This window comes from Limosilactobacillus reuteri (genome assembly GCF_002254085.1).
Classification (GTDB): Bacteria; Bacillota; Bacilli; order Lactobacillales; family Lactobacillaceae; genus Limosilactobacillus; species Limosilactobacillus reuteri_K.
Genome location: NZ_NGPY01000011.1, coordinates 1 through 16,829 on the forward strand (window position 1 = coordinate 1; position 16,829 = coordinate 16,829).

The following is a 16,829-nucleotide window of genomic DNA, read 5'->3' on the forward strand; positions in this document are numbered from 1 at the left end:
CTCACTGCTAACCCAACGTCAATCAGGTGCAAGCACCATCAATCAGTTGGGCCAGTGCGTACGACTTGCATGTATTAGGCACACCGCCGGCGTTCATCCTGAGCCAGGATCAAACTCTCATATAAAATATATAAGAACTTGAATAGCTCTCAATTATCTTTGTTATTAAGCGAATTGACTTCGCAAATGTTTTGCTTCAAATCACATCGTGATTGAAGACCCTACACATTTGATTCGTCGAAACTTTGTTCAGTTTTCAAAGGTCTACCAGTTAACTAACTAAGCAGTCAATCAATATAATTATTATAACATGTATCAGATTAACTTGTCAAGAAGAAATTTTAATTAATTTTGAATTTCTTTTGATCGATAACTCAATCAGCAACTTTATTAATATACCATGTTGTTAATCAGATGTCAATAATTATTTTAACTTTTTTGTTAAACCATCTTAGCAGCACTTAACTGCTTTGACAACGATAATTACTATACATGGATTTCCTTCCCTCGTCAATACTTTTTTGATTTTTTATTCATTTTTTATTTGCTTTACTATTATTATGATAATAAAGGTTACTCAACCTTTGCAAAATTGAGTAATGATCCTTTTATCAATCAATAATGAATGAACTATTCTCACACGATTAAGTTATGTTTACTAATAAATATATTTTTTCAAAAATATTAAAAATTTTAAACGCCTCTTCACAACATTTTTCTATCTTGCTACACTTTAACAGTATTATTATCTTAATTACACAAAGGAGAATTACTTTGGCAACTCTTATTGATTTTATACTACATATTGATGTTCATTTAATTCAGATTGTTAATCAATTCGGTGATGCGACCTATTTAATTTTATTTGCTATTATCTTTATCGAAACTGGTGCAGTCATAATGCCCTTTCTACCTGGAGATTCCCTTCTCTTTGCTGCAAGTGCGCTAGCTGCTGACCCTCGTTATCATCTTAATATTTGGATTTTTATTTTCATCTTCTTATGTGCCTGTTTGGGTGGGGACTCCCTTAACTTTTTAATTGGTCATAAGATTGGTAAAAGTCTTTCTAACCATTCACTTTTTGGTAAATTGATTGATAAAGATAGTCTAGAACGTGCCGAAGCCTTCTTTGAAAAGCATGGTGCGCCCGCTATTATTCTCGCCCGTTTTATTCCGATCATTAGAACATTTGCACCATTTGCGGCAGCAGGTTCTGGTTTTCCCTACAAGCAATTTATTCGTTATAGTGTAATTGGTTGTGTCATCTGGGTAGCACTTTGCTGTGGATGTGGTTACTTCTTCGGTAATCTTCCGTTCGTTCAAGAACACTTCTCTGTCATTATTCTTGCAATTATTGTGGTTACGTTAATTCCTGCCGTTGTTGGAGCATTACGTTCGCGCTTTGTTAAAGAAGATGCTTAACATAAGCTTTATCCATCCCCAGATCAAAAGTAAGATTATCAATGTAAATCCTAACCATAATCCAAATAGTACTGTAAAAAATTTTTCAGGCATCAGTAATATGATTGGCGTTGTTCGTGGATCAAATAGCCAATCCATATTGCTAAAGAAAAGATAATGGAATTTAATAAAGAAAGCATTGAAATTTGTTATTCCCATAAAGCCACTAAAGAGCAACAAAATAAATAACATCTGAAACGGTAAGATCAAGCGCCAGAGCTGATTTTGCCGTTTTTGTTTTTTTAAACCACATACTAACAACGGAATTGAAGCCAACATCACAGCTTCATTTAATAAAATCAAACGCTTTACATCTTTAAAATGGTGAACTGCAGAAGGATCAATTGGTAAATATCTTAGTTTGAAGACTCGTTGTGTCGGAAGCTGGATATATTTAATAACATTTCCATAATCAGCCATTAATTCAGCCGCAGATAATCCTAAAAGGTGCTTAGGAATTGTTATAAAAAAAGGTGAGATGTTAATAACGATAAAAAGAGCAATACTAATTGCAACAACTAAACTAAGTAGCGTCAATAATATTGCTCTTCCCCATTGAATAAATTCAAATCTTCCATTCATCAAGATTATTCACCTTATACGTTGGCTGAATTTTTTCTTTTATAACTTCTTCTGGGCGCGATAAACCAGTATATACTAACAAACTATCCATCCCGACATTAATTGCTGCCTCAATATCAGTGTGATAGTTATCGCCGACCATAATTACCTTCTCTTTAGGTAATTGAACTCTTTCAAGTGCCATTTTCATAATTATGGCTTCTGGTTTACCAATCATCACAGGTTTCGTTTGGGTTGCATATTCTACTAACTTTACAATCGAACCTGCTCCTGGAACCATCCCTCGCTCATTTGGCAGATTACTATCAGCATTAGTACCGATAAATTTAGCGCCACTTCGAATTAACAAAACTGCTTTTTCAAGTTTTTCATAAGTAACACTCGTATCTAAGCCGACAACTACATATTCAGGTTGATCATCGGTCAAGATAAAACCACGCTTTTCTAAAGCTAACTTTAATCCCGACTCACCAATAACATAAATCTTGCTTTTTGCTGGTGCTATTGACCGTAAATAGTCAGCGGTTGCGATTGCTGTTGTATATACGTTTTCCGCGGTAACATTAATATCATGATTTTTACGGAGGTTTTCAGCGACAAAATCTGGCGTTCGGGTACTGTTGTTTGTTACAAATAGAACCTCTTTCCCTGTTTCTTGTAGTCGTTTGATAAATCTTCCGGCTGCTGGAATCCGTTCCTTCCCCTTATAAGTAGTCCCATCTAAATCAATAAAGTATCCTTGATAATCTTTCATCGTTTGCCTTAACTCCTCTTTTTTCGTTGATGAATCACAAATTTTTGACGATGACCGTTTTTTACACGTTCTGCACGCTGATTTTGCCGTTGACGCACGTTCGGTTGCTTAACTTGTCGCCGCCGTTCATGAATGATTGGCGTAGTTTTCTTTCGCCGTTGACGATGACTGTGTCCATGTTGCCGTGGAATACTAACATCATCGTTGTGAACAATAAAATACGCACAACCAAAATTACAATATTCAAATAAATAATCTTCAATCGTATCAGTGCCCAATTCTGGTTCAAATAAGGGATTATCATCATCATAAAAACCTTTTAAGCGTAATTGGTCATATCCCCAATCGCCAACGATATAGTCATACTTACTTAGGACACTACTAAACCGTTCTGCGAATTTTTCTGAATTAAAACCGTCACGGTAATCCTTTACTAATTCGTAGGGATGTCCATTAATGGTAAAATGTGTCTGATCTTTTTCTTCAATATGATAGATTAAAGAACGCTGCTCTTCACGCTGATCAATATAATCTTGGATCTTAGCTCGATTCATCTTTTCCCACCTTCTTTTGATTATTTTTGTCCCGGGTACTTTATAGTTTTCTTAGTCACGATTTCTTCTATTTCATGAAAATTCAGCGGGGCGCCAAACTTAGGCCTCTTTTCAAGATAGTCTAATTCAGGAGCATCCACCCCCACGTTTATATTTTCTTTAATTGGCACCGAATAATGGTGAATATGGCCATGAAGGTTAATAATTTGCGGTGCTATTCCTAACATAAGAGGATAATGAGTTAAGTAATATTGACGGTGATTATATTTTAATAGCACTCCCACATCATGAAACTGAAATTTAGGAAGCCCGTTAAACTCATAGTTATTATTTTCTAGATATTTAAAAAGGTCCCGGTTATCGTGATTGCCTTTTATCAGTATTAAGTGTCCATGTACTCAAGAATTGCTTGATAGGCATCTCGTTGAGGTTTAGTAAAGTACAGAGCAATATCTCCTAAATGATAGACAATATCATTTTCACCAACCTTATCGTTCCAATTATCAATAATTATTTGGTTCATCTCATTAACATTCTTGAACGGCCTTGGCGCAAATTGATTTGTACCAAGGAGACTATCATGAAAAAAATGGGTATCTGATGTGCAAAACTTCATAGAGAATCTTCTTTCTTAAAAAGGCAATATAGTTATCTTAAATTCTAAAATAAAAAGAGACTAGAGACAAACATTTCTTGTCAACTAGTCATCTTTTGACGAATTATTTAGTGCTTAGTTATTTTTCTTTAAGCGTTCAATGTCACGAACAATCATTAATTCTTCGTTAGTTGGAATTAACAACGTCTTAATCTTTGCATCATTGGCGGAAAGGTCACGTTCAACACCATGGCAATTGTTCTTTTCTTGATCAATCTTAATACCAAAGTAGTCAAGCTTATCTGTGATCATCTTTCGTACTGGAACACTGTTTTCACCAACACCAGCAGTGAAGACAATGGCATCAGCGCCACCCATCTCAGCAATGTATGCTCCAATGTAACGGACAATGCGGTTAACATAAATATCTAATGCAAGTTGTGCTCGGTCGTCACCCTTTTCAGCAGCTGCAAGAATATCACGCATATCTGGTGAGATACTAGAAATACCAAGTAAACCAGACTTATGGTTCAAAATATCAATCATCTCATCTGAGGATAAGTTTAGTTTACCCTGCATAAAAGCAATTAAGGATGGATCAACATCCCCTGAACGAGTTGCCATTGTTATTCCCGCAACAGGCGTAAAGCCCATTGACGTATCGAATGACTTACCATTCTTTACGGCAGTGATTGATGCACCTGCTCCAATATGCATGGTGATTAATTTAAGTTCTTCAACTGGCTTTCCTAACATTTCCGCAGCACGTGCAGATACGTAACGGTGACTGGTACCGTGAGCACCATACTTACGAGCGCCATACTTCTTATACCAATCATAAGGCACACTGTACAATGCATTCATTTCTGGCATATCAACATGAAACGATGTATCAAAAACAGCAACCGCAAATGCATTAGGCAATACTTTACGGAAAGCTTTAATACCAACTAATTCTGCCGGCTCATGGAGTGGAGCATATTCTGACAATTCATCAATCTTGCTAATAACATCATCATCAATAATTGTTGAATCCTTAAAGAATTCCCCACCAGCAACGATTCGGTGACCTACTGCTGTGATTTCATCATAGCTTGCCACAATCTTTAATTCAATTAACTTATCTAACAAGTAATTAACTGCGGCAGCATGATCAGCAAATGGCTTATCTTCTTCATGCTTTTGACCATTACCATATTTAATCTTAGCATGACCCATCTTTTCACCAATACGTTCAATCGTACCTTCAGCTACTACATCTTCACTTGGCATATCAAATAATTTGAATTTAAGTGTTGAACTACCAGCGTTAACTGCAATTGTTTTTGACATTGACTTTTCTCCTTTAACGTAAATTCGTTGTTACCCATTTACTGATATCATCCATGAATGAAGCAAATTTTGCTTTATCCTTAAATGAAGGAAACTCACCCAACAAAACTTTAACTGCTTGTTTGCTATCTCCACCTTGGCGCTGCAATAACAAAATTGATTTTTGCGCATTCGGATTAGCAAAAAGTTCTGCTGGCAAATTGATAAGTCCTTGTAAATAGGCAACAGACTGAATCCATTTAACAAATGATTGTGATTCTTTAGTTTGGAACAAGCTACTAGGCACTAAGAATACCCCAAATGCACCGGGCTTAAGATAATTCATAGATTGTTCTATCAACAAATGGTGAACATATGAATGACCCTCTTTAGCCCGTGTTTGATAGTTTTTGGCGTTTTCATCAAGCGGATAGTAACCAATTGGCAAATCAGAAATAGCTAAATCACATTGAGGAATATCCAAAGCAGTTACAGCATCTTGATGGTACAACTTTACATTAAAGTGTTGTAATTCTGTACTTACGCTCGCAACTTCCAACATATCTTCGTCATTATCTATTCCATAACCAACGATATCTTTATCTCCATTTACTTTAAGCTGATTCATAACAGTCGTTAATAAATTAGCTGTCCCAACGGCAGGATCAAAAATAGTCTTAATCTCCTTGATTTTTGTAACCTTTTCGATTAAGAAAGCCATGATTAAGCCAATTGTATCAGGAGTCATTTGATGATTAGCCTGAATTGCGTCTTTTCGAATTACTTTCAAAAAACTCAGCTGGATAATTTGCCGGATAATTTCTGGCTTCACATTTTGTAAATTTAATTCTTGGTATATTTTCTGCAATTCATTTACAGTTTTTTCGTCAGGGACACCGTCATCAACACGAACAGTATTATTGTCAATAATATTTTCTGCGTTTTCTAATAGCGCATCTAAATACGAACAATTTAACGCTGCTTGTAAAATTTCAGTGGCCTTATCAAAAAGCTCAAATAATTGCTGTGGTGTTTTCTGTGTCAGTGCTAGTCGCCTCCAAATAATACAATCATTACCCTATTAGTTTAACTATTATTCCTAGCAAATTCAAGATAACACTCTCATTGACCTCTTAGATTATCTTTTATTTTATCAATATAAATTGAACAAAGGTCTCGTCCCATTTCCTGATAATTTTGATAATATCGATATTGAAACAATAAAACTGAACTAATTATAAGCAGGACTGCAATGCTTACAAATAAAATAGAACCCTCTTTTTTATTTTGGTGGATAAAACTTAACAATTGCACTTGCTTTCTTTCCATCCTTCCTTGTCACTTTAATCAATACTCGTTGGGAATCAAGTTTCGTAAACGAGTATTCATGATTCTTAATATTATCTAACAATGGCATATAACCACCTTTATTCTGACACGTTAGATATAGAGCATGATTTTCTCTTAATTCATACTTTTGATCAGTTGTCTGACTGTACAGTAATAACCAATTATCACGAACCTCCATTAATTCAAAACGATGATTGACCGATTCTAATTCCCGTAAAAACAAATGCCAAGTGATCGTTGATTCTAAATTCATTTTACTTACTTGTCTCATGCTAGTAGTAACTAAGCTTATATTGATAATCACTAATGAAGAAATAATTAATGCACAAGTCGCTTCTACTAAAGTAAAGGCCCTCTTCTTCATTTTTCAACCCGACAAAGACATTGACCATTTTTATAAACAATTACCTTTTGGACCGTCGCTTTTGCGGTTAAATCCCCCTGTCTTAAAATAACTGGTTGCTTTTTAACTGCATATAAATCACTGGCCTCTTTCCCTAACCTCGTTGCGGCCATTTTTAGCTGAAGATTTCTATTTTGTAACCACAATTGTTTTTCGCAAATAAAAAATAAATTTATCCCCATTGCTACAACAAGTAAACTAATTAAACTATCTGCCATCATAAATGCCTTTGCTTTAGCGTTTCTCAATTCGGTATCCTCCCCATCCTAATTGAATTTTCATGTAGTAATAGCGGCCATCGATTAATGATTTAAAACGCTGGGTACAGGGGCGCGTATAGCCATTTGGCGTAAGATAAAGTTCACCAAACCACTCAACATTCAGTGTCGCGGGAATAAGAATTTCTTTTGTCTCTCTCGTTTGATCATTTATACGAAAAGTAATCATTTCGTTATTTTTGTCGTGGCGAACTACAACAAATTGATGTTTACTCTCACACTTTAATTGCGCCCACTGCCAATCTTGACGCAATGATTGCCAAAATTGTTCTTCAGCTAGTTTTTGACGCGTCTTTGTAAAATTTGGAATTGTAATTAGTAAAAGGAGGGCCGCTATCCCTAAAACAATGATTGCTTCAAGAAACGTAAACCCTTCTTCTTGAAGATTCATCGCTGAATTGCCTTTCCATCAACAATTACAATTTTTTCATGATGGGCCTGCTGAACTTGCGCATCAGTCAGATAATTGGCTTTATTCAATTCCTCTAAGCTGACATTATCAGTTCCATTTTCATTCTCATACGCATCAATTTGGGTCTGAATTACAGAAGTCATTGCTTTTCCATGGATACTATTAGCATGTTTTCGCTGTTGAGAGAGATTGGGCAGCATAATCAATACTAATAAGCTAATAATAAATAAAACGATTGACATTTCGAGTAAGGTAAATCCTGATTGTTTCTTCTTTAATACTTTCATTAATAAACTCCTTGGAATGAATGATAAATTGGTAATAAGATACTAAGATATAAACCAACAATTATAATTGCAATAACGCTAAAGATAACAGGTTGAACAAAAATTAATAAATGCTCAATTGCAGTTGTGAGGGTCTTAAATTTCAAATTTGCGAAAACAATTAAGTCTCGTCCCATATTTTCCCGTGTCGCCCCCTTATTCATAAAAACGATTAATTCATTAGGGAGGAAAGAATAAGTCGCCACCACCTCTGAAATATCTCCGTCACGTTGAATAGTAGTCATTATTTTGTTACTAAAAATGTAAAGAATTGATTTTCTATCAAAGCTCTGCGTAATTTTACAAATCTCCGCCAACGACAATCCTTGTTGCAGCATTGATCCTAATATACTAGTTAAATAATATTGAAAATAATAACAGTAACATTTACCGATTATCGGCATTGTACAGATCTTGATTAACCGTTGTTCCTTGTTCATATGATGCCATCTTAACCACTGAATTCCAGCGCTAATAAAGATAATAGTAAAAAGATAAGTTGCCCCTAACGTAATCATGTGAACCATCGGCAATGTTTGCCTCTCTCCTTGCCACGCCTTTAATTCTGGAAAGACAAACCAAATTAGTCCACCGATCACCACCCCTAACATCCCTAAAAGAATTAGTGGATATTGTAGGAGATTAAATAACTTTTTTCGTTGATGCTCCCGTGCTGCAAGTATTTTTCCTACCTCACTCAATGTTTTTGTTAAATTACCATGTTTTTCTGCTAATAGTAATTGATAAAACAAATCGGCTTTCACCTCTGGTTGTAGGCTCTGGGCAAAACTCGCTCCCTTTTGCATTCGTTTATCTACGGAAACAACCCAAGGACCTAGCTTCGGCTTGACAGTCTTGATAAAACCAAGCGCTTCTCTGATAGAAAAGCCAACACTTAACAAGTCAGCTAATAAAAGAAAAAAATTTGCTTGTTGCTGATGGTTGAATTTAACCTTGCTGGTATTGACGTGCAGTATTCTCTGTAATCTTTCCATTTTCCACTGCCTGCTGAAGATCTTTTGCCCATTCATCAGACATTTCTCCTTTCTTGGTGCCACTAAACAAATCACTAAATTGGTGCCGATTTAACAGGTCACATAAGACGGCTTGTTGTCCATTCACTAATGGAATTAAACGCTGGTAAGATACTGCTGTTAATACCTGTTGAAGATAATAAGAATCTATTCCTAATTGTTGAAGACGGGAAACAACCCCATAAGCATTTCGAGCATGGATAGTTCCCAGAACTAAGTGACCACTTAATGCAGCTTGAACAGACATAGCCGCTGTCTGTGAATCACGAATTTCTCCAATAATAAATACATCTGGCCGATGACGTAATCCCAATTTTAATAAGCTTTCATAGTCCATCCCTGCTAATTCATTTACTTGTAATTGAATAAATCCTGGATGATCAATTTCTACGGGATCTTCAATTGTTAATACAACTTGTTTCGGCAATAACTGTCGTGCAAGCTGATACATGGTAGTTGTTTTACCAGCCCCCATTGGCCCGGCAAAAAGAATTAAACCGCGTTGCTGACGATATTCCTGTAATGTATTCCACTGATGAGGAACTAAAAAATTAAAACTAATATCATTAAGAGGATATATAAAGCGAATAACTAATGATTCCCTCCCTTGATAATCACCAACACTTGATAAGCGTAAATTGATCTTTTGGTGAGCATAAGTAAATTTAAAAGCGCCTAACTGGGGTCGTCGATGCTCGCTAACTGCCATATCAGCGCAATATTTTAAGTATGAGATAAAACGTTGACCATAGTCACGCGTAACCTGTTTAAAAGGAAATAGAGTTCCCTTTATCGCTAAGGATAACTGATAATACCTATCATGAGGTAAGATATATAGGTCACTTGGTTGTTTGCGAATCACTCCAACTAATTCTTCTTCAAAACTCGGCATATTTTAACCTCCCTATTATTTAAATACGGATAAATTCTAAAAATGCACTAAAAAATTTAAAACAAAAAAGAGGTTAAAAAGCAAAACGCTTTTTAACCTCTTAATAACAACGATTGAATTATTCTTCATCGTCAGCTTCGTCTGGTAAAATACCAGTTTCGTAAATATCAGCAACATCATCGTTTTCTGTTAATTCATCAATCAAATGACGGTATTGCTTTGCCTTATCTGCAGGTACCTCTGTCCGGTTTTGAGGGATCATGGTAACTTCAGCAGTATCTAATTCGTAGCCTTGTTCTTGAAGAGCATCACGAACATCTGTCATGCTACTTGGGTCAGTGAAGATTTGGAACTTTTCTTCAGTTGCCTTCATATCTTCAGCTCCAGCATCTAAAGCATCCATTAACATATCATCTTCGCTCTTATCAAGGTCATCACGAAGAATTTCGATTAATCCTTTACGGTCGAACATGTATGAAACTGATCCGCTAGCACCTAATGAACCGCCAGAGTGACTAAATGCTGAACGAACAGCAGATGCAGTCCGGTTCTTGTTATCAGTAAGAGCAGAAACCATTACTGCTACCCCACCTGGTCCATAACCTTCATAAGTAACTTCTTCGAACTTAGCTCCACCAATACCTGAAGCTTTAGCAATAGCACGGTCAATATTTTTCTTAGGCATGTTGGCCGCGTGTGCCTTATCGATTACAAGCCGTAATTGAGCGTTGTTCGCTGGATCAGGATCACCTGCTTTAGCTGCTTGGTACAAGTCACGTGAAATCTTTTGGAAAATCTTACCACGCTTAGCATCTTGGGCGTTCTTACGTCCCTGAATGTTATGCCATTTTGAATGTCCTGACATTACTGACTCCTCTTTTCTTTATTAATGTAATACAAACAGATAAATTTTAGCAAATATTCATCGTTAATTCAAGGTTATTGGCGAGGTTGCCATTTTCGTTTTACAAATTGCAGAATAAATAACACAATACTAATGACAATCAGCATCATTGAACCATGAAATCCAGTCTGCTGAAAATCATTGGCAACCTGGGAAATAAAGGGGCTTATGTCTGGTTGTCCTGCTCCCATTTGAAGGGCAATCGCATGAATAGTCATAACGATTCCTGTATATAAAACAGTTCCCCACAGACAAATCCACCTAAAACTACCAATTAAGTGATGCTGCCATAATCCCTTAAGAATCAATATAACGAGGCTGATAATTGAAATCACTAAAATAATATTAACAACCGTTTTAGCAATTTTAATTCCATTAATTAACTGTGCAACTTCGGGAGTATTTAATTGAATGTTAACCATCGAATTAATGTTACCAGCAATTGCTGAAGAACTGCCTGCTGGTAACATGGAAGTTGACAAACCATATTGAGCTAACTGAGAATTTACAGATGAATTCACACTATTAACTACTGACGATAGATCAAGGTTGATTTTTTCACCTGCATATATCTGCTCAATTGCCTGGTTAATTAGCTTATCAGTATCACTTTTCTTTAAGACAGAAGTTGAAATTCCATACTGAGTTAGACCACTGTTAACCTGACTTAGCATAACCGACTCAAGTGACGAACTCGTAACTTCTTCTTTTACAAAGTTAACATTTAAGAGTGTCGAATTAACCAATAATGCTAGCCCAAGTAAAGTCACACAAATAATCCCCCATAAGCAGTATAAAAAATGATGCTTTTTCGGTGTTTCTTCTATTGGCTTCTCAACTTTTTCTTGCCGTTGTGCTCGTAATTCACTTCGAGTTGTCACAACACATCACAACCTACTTACGAGTTGATTGGCGTTCAACAAAGCCATGATCTAAAATAACATTCTTTTCATCATCATTGCTGTCATCGCCATCCATTAATTTTGTCAACAACCGCATTGAAATAGCACCAAGATCATAAAGGGGTTGAGTGATCGAAGTGATTGTTGGCCGGACAACCTTTGTATAATTAGTGTCATTGGAAGAAATTAGTTCAAAATCAGCTGGAACGCTAATACCAGCATCCGTAAGCCCATTTAAGAGCCCCGCAGCTAAACTATCATCTGTTACATAAGCAGCCTTTAAGCCCTTTTCGATAACTTCTTGTGCCTTTGCATATCCTGCTTGATAAGACCCGTCCGTTTCAATTACTAATGACTCATTAAATGCCACATTATTATTTGCCAATGCTTCTTTATATCCATTGAGCCGGTCCTCACCATTAATTGAGTATCTTAGTGGACCAGTAATATAGGCAACTTGTTGATCACCATGCTTTAACAGGAATTCTGTCGCTTCCTTAGCGGCTGCTTGGTAGTTAATCCGAACACTTGGTAAAACCTCATCATTAACAACAGAACCAGCTACTACAACTGGTGTATTTGTGCTTTCAAATTCATTTCGTAAATCATCAGAAACATCATGACCCATAAAGATGAGTCCATCAACCTGTTTAGCAAGCAGGCTCCGTACCACTTTTAGGATCTTTTCATCATCAGAATCAGAATTAGTTAAAATGATATTGTACTTATACATTGAAGCAACATCATCAATTCCCAGTGCTAATTCCGCAAAGTACGGATCAGTTATATTAGGAATAACTACCCCGACAGTCGTTGTCTTTTTAGAAGCTAACCCCCGTGCAACTGCATTAGGACGATAATTAAGCTGCTTAATTACATCTAAAACCTTTTGTCTAGTTTCTGGCTTTACATTTGGATTGCCATTTACTACCCGTGAAACAGTGGCCATTGAGACACGAGCTTCTCGGGCAACCGTATAAATTGTTACTGATTGTTTTTCCATAAGATAGCCCTTTCTTTATTGGTATAATCTGTTTTCATATTTTTTCATAACCTAGTTAATATAGCAGATTTAGTTTTAATTAGCAAACGTTCTTCATTATTTTTTTACTTTCATAACAATATGTTATAATATTCGCAATCTTTTTTAGGAAGTGAATGCAGTGACAAAACTTAATCAACTACAAAGTGCTCTTACTGAAAAAGGATTAGATGCTGCTTATATTAGTGATCCGATGACCATTAATTACCTAACTGGTTTCTATAGTGATCCAGTAGAACGAGTATTGGCACTAGTCCTTTTTGCCGACAGTGAACCATTTTTATTTGCGCCGGCTCTTGAAGTAGAAGCAATAAAAGATACTGGTTGGAAATATCCGGTATATGGGTACTTAGATCACGAAAAACCTTTTAAACTTATTGCTGAACATATCAAAAATCACGCTGGCTCACCAATTAACTGGGGAATTGAGGGAGAATCACTAACTGTCGACCGTCTTCGTGCTTTAGAAGAAGTCCTCCCCAATGCCCATTTTAATACTGATCTCTCTCCTTTGATAGCAAAAATGCGAATGATTAAAAGTGATGATGAGATCGCTAAGTTAAATGAAGCAGGAAAATGGGCTGATTTTGCTTTTAAAGTAGGATTCGAATCAATTCAAATTGGTAAAACAGAACAAGAAGTTGCTGCCGATTTAGAATACGCTCTTAAACAACATGGGATTAATAAAATGAGTTTTGATACGCTAGTTCAAGCAGGTCCTCATGCTGCCGAACCTCATGGAGCTACCTCCAGTAATAAGATCCAAAATAATCAGCTCGTCCTCTTTGACTTAGGAACAATTGTTGATGGCTATATTAGCGATGCTTCCCGAACAGTAGCTGTCGGAAAGTTAAATGACAAACAAAAAGGCATCTACAAAGTATGTTTAGAGGCTCAATTGGCTGCTCAAGATGCTGCGAAGCCGGGAATGACTGCTGAAGAATTAGATAAGATCGCTCGTGATATTATTACTGCAGCCGGTTATGGAGAATACTTTATTCACCGTCTCGGGCACGGAATGGGTAGCAGTGAACACGAATTTCCATCAATCATGGAAGGAAATCAGCTAGTTCTTGAACCTGGAATGTGCTTCTCCATTGAACCTGGCATTTATATTCCAGGTTTTGCCGGCGTCCGAATTGAAGACTGTGTTCATATTACAGAAGATGGTTGCGAACCATTTACGCATACAACTAAAGAATTACTAACTTTCCCTCATTAAAATAAAAAAGCTGAGAAATCTCTCAGCTTTTTTATTTACTTATTTATCGGCTGTCTTAGCGTCATCTTGATCTGCTTCATCGTCTTCAGTAGGTGCTGGCTTTTGATCACTAGTAGCATCGATAATAATATCGTTATTATCTTCATCTGCTTCTTTATTCTTCGCTAATTCCTCACGAATATCAGCAGTTTGCTTATCAAAGTTATCATTAGTCATACGATTAACTACTTTATTGGCGCTATCTTTTACCTTACCCTTAACATTATTAACAGCATCCGCAGCGCCACTCACCTTATCGTTCAAGTTAGAATCATTCATAAGATCATCAACAATATCTAATGCGTCTAAAGTGTAATCAGTCACATAATCAGCAACTTTATTAATCTTTTCATCAACGCTTTCTTTCAATGCTTCTTTTTTAGCTGGTGCCATTTTCTTCCATGCAGCATATGTTGCAGCTCCACCTAATAATATCCCAGCAAGTAACTTTTTACTCATTATTTGTCATTCCTTTCTTTTGCTTCCGATGCTGTCTAAATTTGTTGAAAGCATCTAAAACAAGCGTCTTTCCTGCAAACTTAAAAATACTCCGGTCAAATTGTCGCTTCTCGCGGTGCAACCGGGCTTTCTCGACCATTTCTTGAAGTGAGGCATTCACTTCTGAAACACTCTGACTTACATCTGCAACTGCTTTAACCGCCGGATCTAATTGTTCTGATTTGTGGTTAATATCGTCTAACAATGTATTCGTGTTACTTAGCACGTCCTCCATTTCTTGGCTAAGATAATGAACATCCCGCGTTAAAGTTGTAATACTTTTATTTGTTTCTTTCATTGTCTTACTCAATTGATTCAACAGGATACATGCAAAAATGACTAAAATTAGGAATGCGATTGCCGCAATTAACCCTGCCAACTGGCCAAAAGTCATCTGATAATCCCTCCTTTAGTTTTTAAAATACTTATTCAATACTAAGAATATCATAAAACAAATAAAAACGATAATCTAGTGTAGTCGACAGAAGCTTGTCTTCCCTGTTAAAATATTTATTAGTATTTTTTAGGAGGTTATTATGATTACTGGTGCCACTTCACTTACATCAAAACAAATGGAACAATTAAAAAAAGCTTTTACAGATTTATCTTGGCACGAAATTTCACAACAGCTTTTAAGTAAATTTCTTTTAATTATCGTTACGTTTGTCTTATTTTTAATACTTTTATGGGTAGGACGAGTTATCATTGTCCATCTTTTTCAAGAATCAAAAAAATACAATGTACTAAAAAATAGCAATCGGATGGCAACGGTAAAAGCCCTTGTCTTAAATATTTATCGTTATACTTGTTATTTTTTCTTATTATACGCCATACTATCAGAAATTGGCGTTCCAGTAGGGACACTGATTGCCGGAGCCGGAATCTTTAGTTTAGCGTTGGGGCTTGGTGCGCAAAGCCTTGTTAGTGATATTGTAACTGGATTTTTCATCCTCCTTGAGCAACAATTAGACGTTGGCGACACTGTCCAAATCGGTCAAATCAAAGGAACAGTAACTGCACTTGGAATTCGTACCACACAAGTTACTAGTTCCGATGGGACACTTAATTTTATTCCTAACCGTAATATTACTATTGTTCAAAATCTTTCACGAAATAATATGGTTAGCAACGTTGATATTCGGATTACTTCGAAGACCCCTCTTAGCAAAGTAGAAGAAATTGTTACGCAAGTTAATAAAAAACTAGTACCACAAACAAAAGCACTACAGTTAAAACCAGTCATTGTGGGGCCAGTTGTTACCCCAGACGGTGCGCTCGTTTTTCGCGTAACGATAACAGCAGTCAGCGGAAAACAATCAACTGTTGCTAGTCGCTTTTTGGCGGCATATCTTAAAGAACTGCGAATAAATAATATTCCAATTGCCTGGGAGGGAACATCTAATGAGTATTAAATTAATTGCTACTGATATGGATGGGACCTTTTTACGAGACGATCATACTTACAATCATTCTCTCTTCGCAAAGGTCTTTCGTCAACTTGAACGTCATAATATTTACTTTGTCGCTGCTAGTGGATCCAGTTTTCCACGGTTGCAACGAGAATTTAGAGACTACACTGCTAAAATGGGATTTATTTCGCAAAACGGTTCAGTTATTCATTTAGGAAGCAAATTATTTAAATCTTTTCCTATTAATCAGGAATCTTTAGCACGAGTTATTCATGTTCTTGATCGTTTCTATGGCCCGCAAGATATTAATCAATTAGTAATCTCTACTAGTGAAAAATCTTATGTCGATCAAGGGATGAGTGCTCATGATTTCAATATTGTGAAACTATTTTATGAAAATGTAGAGTGCGTTCCTGACATCCGGCAGATTTTTACTCAACGGCCAACTGAAGATTTTACCAAGATATCGATTAATTTTGCTAATCATATAGATCTTAAAAAGGTTGCAACAACCTTAGATGGTTACTTACCGCCATCTTTAATCATGGAAAATTCGGGCTTTAATACTGACTTAATTGGGAATGCTGCTGCGACTAAACAAAACGCCCTTAGCCTTTTGCAGTCCCACTTTAATTTAAAAGCAAATGAAATTGTTACGTTTGGTGACAATGAAAATGACCTCGGGATGTTAGCAATGACCAGTCAAAGTTACGCAATGCAGAATGCACAACCGATTATTCAAATGCAAGCCGCCCACACCACAACAATTGATAATAATCATGATGGCGTCTTACAAACTATTAACCAGTTAATTAAAAATGAACGATAAAAAGAATAGGCCTCCAACGTTCGGTTTTACCG

The 16,829-nt window shown here is 36.3% G+C and carries 20 protein-coding genes and 1 pseudogene; 4 read left to right on the top strand and 17 right to left on the bottom strand.

Annotated features, from left to right (window positions below; all coding sequences use genetic code 11):
* Positions 1 to 774 precede the first annotated feature (774 nt).
* Positions 775 to 1,422, top strand: a complete 648-nt coding sequence (locus CBG10_RS02560) for a VTT domain-containing protein (protein ID WP_013923980.1) — start codon at positions 775 to 777, stop codon at positions 1,420 to 1,422.
* Here the strand turns inward: CBG10_RS02560 and CBG10_RS02565 are convergent.
* The 15 genes and pseudogenes from CBG10_RS02565 to ccpA form a co-directional block, all read right to left on the bottom strand.
* A complete protein-coding gene (locus CBG10_RS02565) occupies positions 1,390 to 2,043 on the bottom strand; it encodes a TIGR01906 family membrane protein (RefSeq protein ID WP_094511571.1) in 654 nt (217 codons plus the stop codon). The genes CBG10_RS02560 and CBG10_RS02565 overlap by 33 nt on opposite strands.
* Complete coding sequence (locus CBG10_RS02570; protein WP_094511572.1) at positions 2,027 to 2,797, bottom strand: TIGR01457 family HAD-type hydrolase; 771 nt, start codon at positions 2,795 to 2,797, stop codon at positions 2,027 to 2,029. Before CBG10_RS02570 ends, CBG10_RS02565 begins: the two co-directional genes overlap by 17 nt.
* A gap of 8 nt (positions 2,798 to 2,805) precedes the next feature.
* Entirely contained in the window at positions 2,806 to 3,351 is a 546-nt protein-coding gene (locus tag CBG10_RS02575) for a YutD family protein (RefSeq protein ID WP_003666729.1), read from the bottom strand.
* 20 nt (positions 3,352 to 3,371) lie between these two features.
* Positions 3,372 to 3,967 (bottom strand): annotated as a pseudogene (locus CBG10_RS02580) (metallophosphatase).
* 114 nt (positions 3,968 to 4,081) lie between these two features.
* Positions 4,082 to 5,278, bottom strand: a complete 1,197-nt coding sequence (locus tag CBG10_RS02585; RefSeq protein WP_094511574.1) for an acetate/propionate family kinase — start codon at positions 5,276 to 5,278, stop codon at positions 4,082 to 4,084.
* A gap of 13 nt (positions 5,279 to 5,291) precedes the next feature.
* Positions 5,292 to 6,302 carry a class I SAM-dependent methyltransferase gene (locus CBG10_RS02590; RefSeq protein ID WP_405076817.1) on the bottom strand — a complete coding sequence of 337 codons (1,011 nt, stop codon included), beginning with the start codon at positions 6,300 to 6,302 and terminating at the stop codon, positions 5,292 to 5,294.
* 237 nt (positions 6,303 to 6,539) lie between these two features.
* A complete protein-coding gene (locus CBG10_RS02595; RefSeq protein ID WP_225359224.1) occupies positions 6,540 to 6,860 on the bottom strand; it encodes a ComGF family competence protein in 321 nt (106 codons plus the stop codon).
* Positions 6,861 to 6,967: 107 nt separating this feature from the next.
* Entirely contained in the window at positions 6,968 to 7,258 is a 291-nt protein-coding gene (locus CBG10_RS02600) for a hypothetical protein (RefSeq protein WP_094501798.1), read from the bottom strand.
* Positions 7,245 to 7,679 carry a hypothetical protein gene (locus CBG10_RS02605; protein WP_019252368.1) on the bottom strand — a complete coding sequence of 145 codons (435 nt, stop codon included), beginning with the start codon at positions 7,677 to 7,679 and terminating at the stop codon, positions 7,245 to 7,247. Before CBG10_RS02605 ends, CBG10_RS02600 begins: the two co-directional genes overlap by 14 nt.
* Positions 7,676 to 7,987, bottom strand: a complete 312-nt coding sequence (gene comGC / locus CBG10_RS02610; protein ID WP_003666716.1) for a competence type IV pilus major pilin ComGC — start codon at positions 7,985 to 7,987, stop codon at positions 7,676 to 7,678. The genes CBG10_RS02605 and comGC overlap by 4 nt, the downstream gene beginning before the upstream one ends.
* On the bottom strand, positions 7,987 to 9,057 hold the full coding sequence (locus CBG10_RS02615; protein WP_094511577.1) for a type II secretion system F family protein: 1,071 nt from the start codon (positions 9,055 to 9,057) through the stop codon (positions 7,987 to 7,989). The genes comGC and CBG10_RS02615 overlap by 1 nt, the downstream gene beginning before the upstream one ends.
* On the bottom strand, positions 8,975 to 9,952 hold the full coding sequence (comGA, locus tag CBG10_RS02620; protein ID WP_019252371.1) for a competence type IV pilus ATPase ComGA: 978 nt from the start codon (positions 9,950 to 9,952) through the stop codon (positions 8,975 to 8,977). The genes CBG10_RS02615 and comGA overlap by 83 nt, the downstream gene beginning before the upstream one ends.
* 118 nt (positions 9,953 to 10,070) lie before the next feature.
* Complete coding sequence (locus CBG10_RS02625; protein WP_019252372.1) at positions 10,071 to 10,817, bottom strand: YebC/PmpR family DNA-binding transcriptional regulator; 747 nt, start codon at positions 10,815 to 10,817, stop codon at positions 10,071 to 10,073.
* 74 nt (positions 10,818 to 10,891) lie between these two features.
* A complete protein-coding gene (locus tag CBG10_RS02630) occupies positions 10,892 to 11,737 on the bottom strand; it encodes a hypothetical protein (protein ID WP_094501792.1) in 846 nt (281 codons plus the stop codon).
* Positions 11,738 to 11,750: 13 nt separating this feature from the next.
* Complete coding sequence (ccpA, locus tag CBG10_RS02635) at positions 11,751 to 12,761, bottom strand: catabolite control protein A (protein WP_003666707.1); 1,011 nt, start codon at positions 12,759 to 12,761, stop codon at positions 11,751 to 11,753.
* 160 nt (positions 12,762 to 12,921) lie between these two features.
* Between ccpA and CBG10_RS02640 the strand changes: the two genes are divergently transcribed.
* Positions 12,922 to 14,022 carry a M24 family metallopeptidase gene (locus CBG10_RS02640; RefSeq protein ID WP_094508212.1) on the top strand — a complete coding sequence of 367 codons (1,101 nt, stop codon included), beginning with the start codon at positions 12,922 to 12,924 and terminating at the stop codon, positions 14,020 to 14,022.
* A gap of 39 nt (positions 14,023 to 14,061) precedes the next feature.
* Here CBG10_RS02640 and CBG10_RS02645 read toward each other — a convergent pair whose 3' ends face one another.
* Positions 14,062 to 14,520 carry a hypothetical protein gene (locus CBG10_RS02645; protein ID WP_094511579.1) on the bottom strand — a complete coding sequence of 153 codons (459 nt, stop codon included), beginning with the start codon at positions 14,518 to 14,520 and terminating at the stop codon, positions 14,062 to 14,064.
* Positions 14,513 to 14,953 (bottom strand): DUF948 domain-containing protein, encoded by a 441-nt coding sequence (locus CBG10_RS02650; RefSeq protein WP_003666701.1) that lies wholly within the window; start codon positions 14,951 to 14,953, stop codon positions 14,513 to 14,515. Before CBG10_RS02650 ends, CBG10_RS02645 begins: the two co-directional genes overlap by 8 nt.
* Positions 14,954 to 15,095: 142 nt before the next feature.
* Here CBG10_RS02650 and CBG10_RS02655 point away from each other — a divergent pair, with 142 nt between their 5' ends.
* The gene (locus tag CBG10_RS02655) at positions 15,096 to 15,971 is read left to right on the top strand and encodes a mechanosensitive ion channel family protein (protein WP_094508206.1); all 876 of its coding nucleotides are present in this window, start codon (positions 15,096 to 15,098) and stop codon (positions 15,969 to 15,971) included.
* Positions 15,961 to 16,797, top strand: coding sequence for an HAD-IIB family hydrolase (locus tag CBG10_RS02660; RefSeq protein WP_019252378.1), 837 nt, complete (start codon positions 15,961 to 15,963; stop codon positions 16,795 to 16,797). The genes CBG10_RS02655 and CBG10_RS02660 overlap by 11 nt, the downstream gene beginning before the upstream one ends.
* Positions 16,798 to 16,829 lie beyond the last annotated feature (32 nt).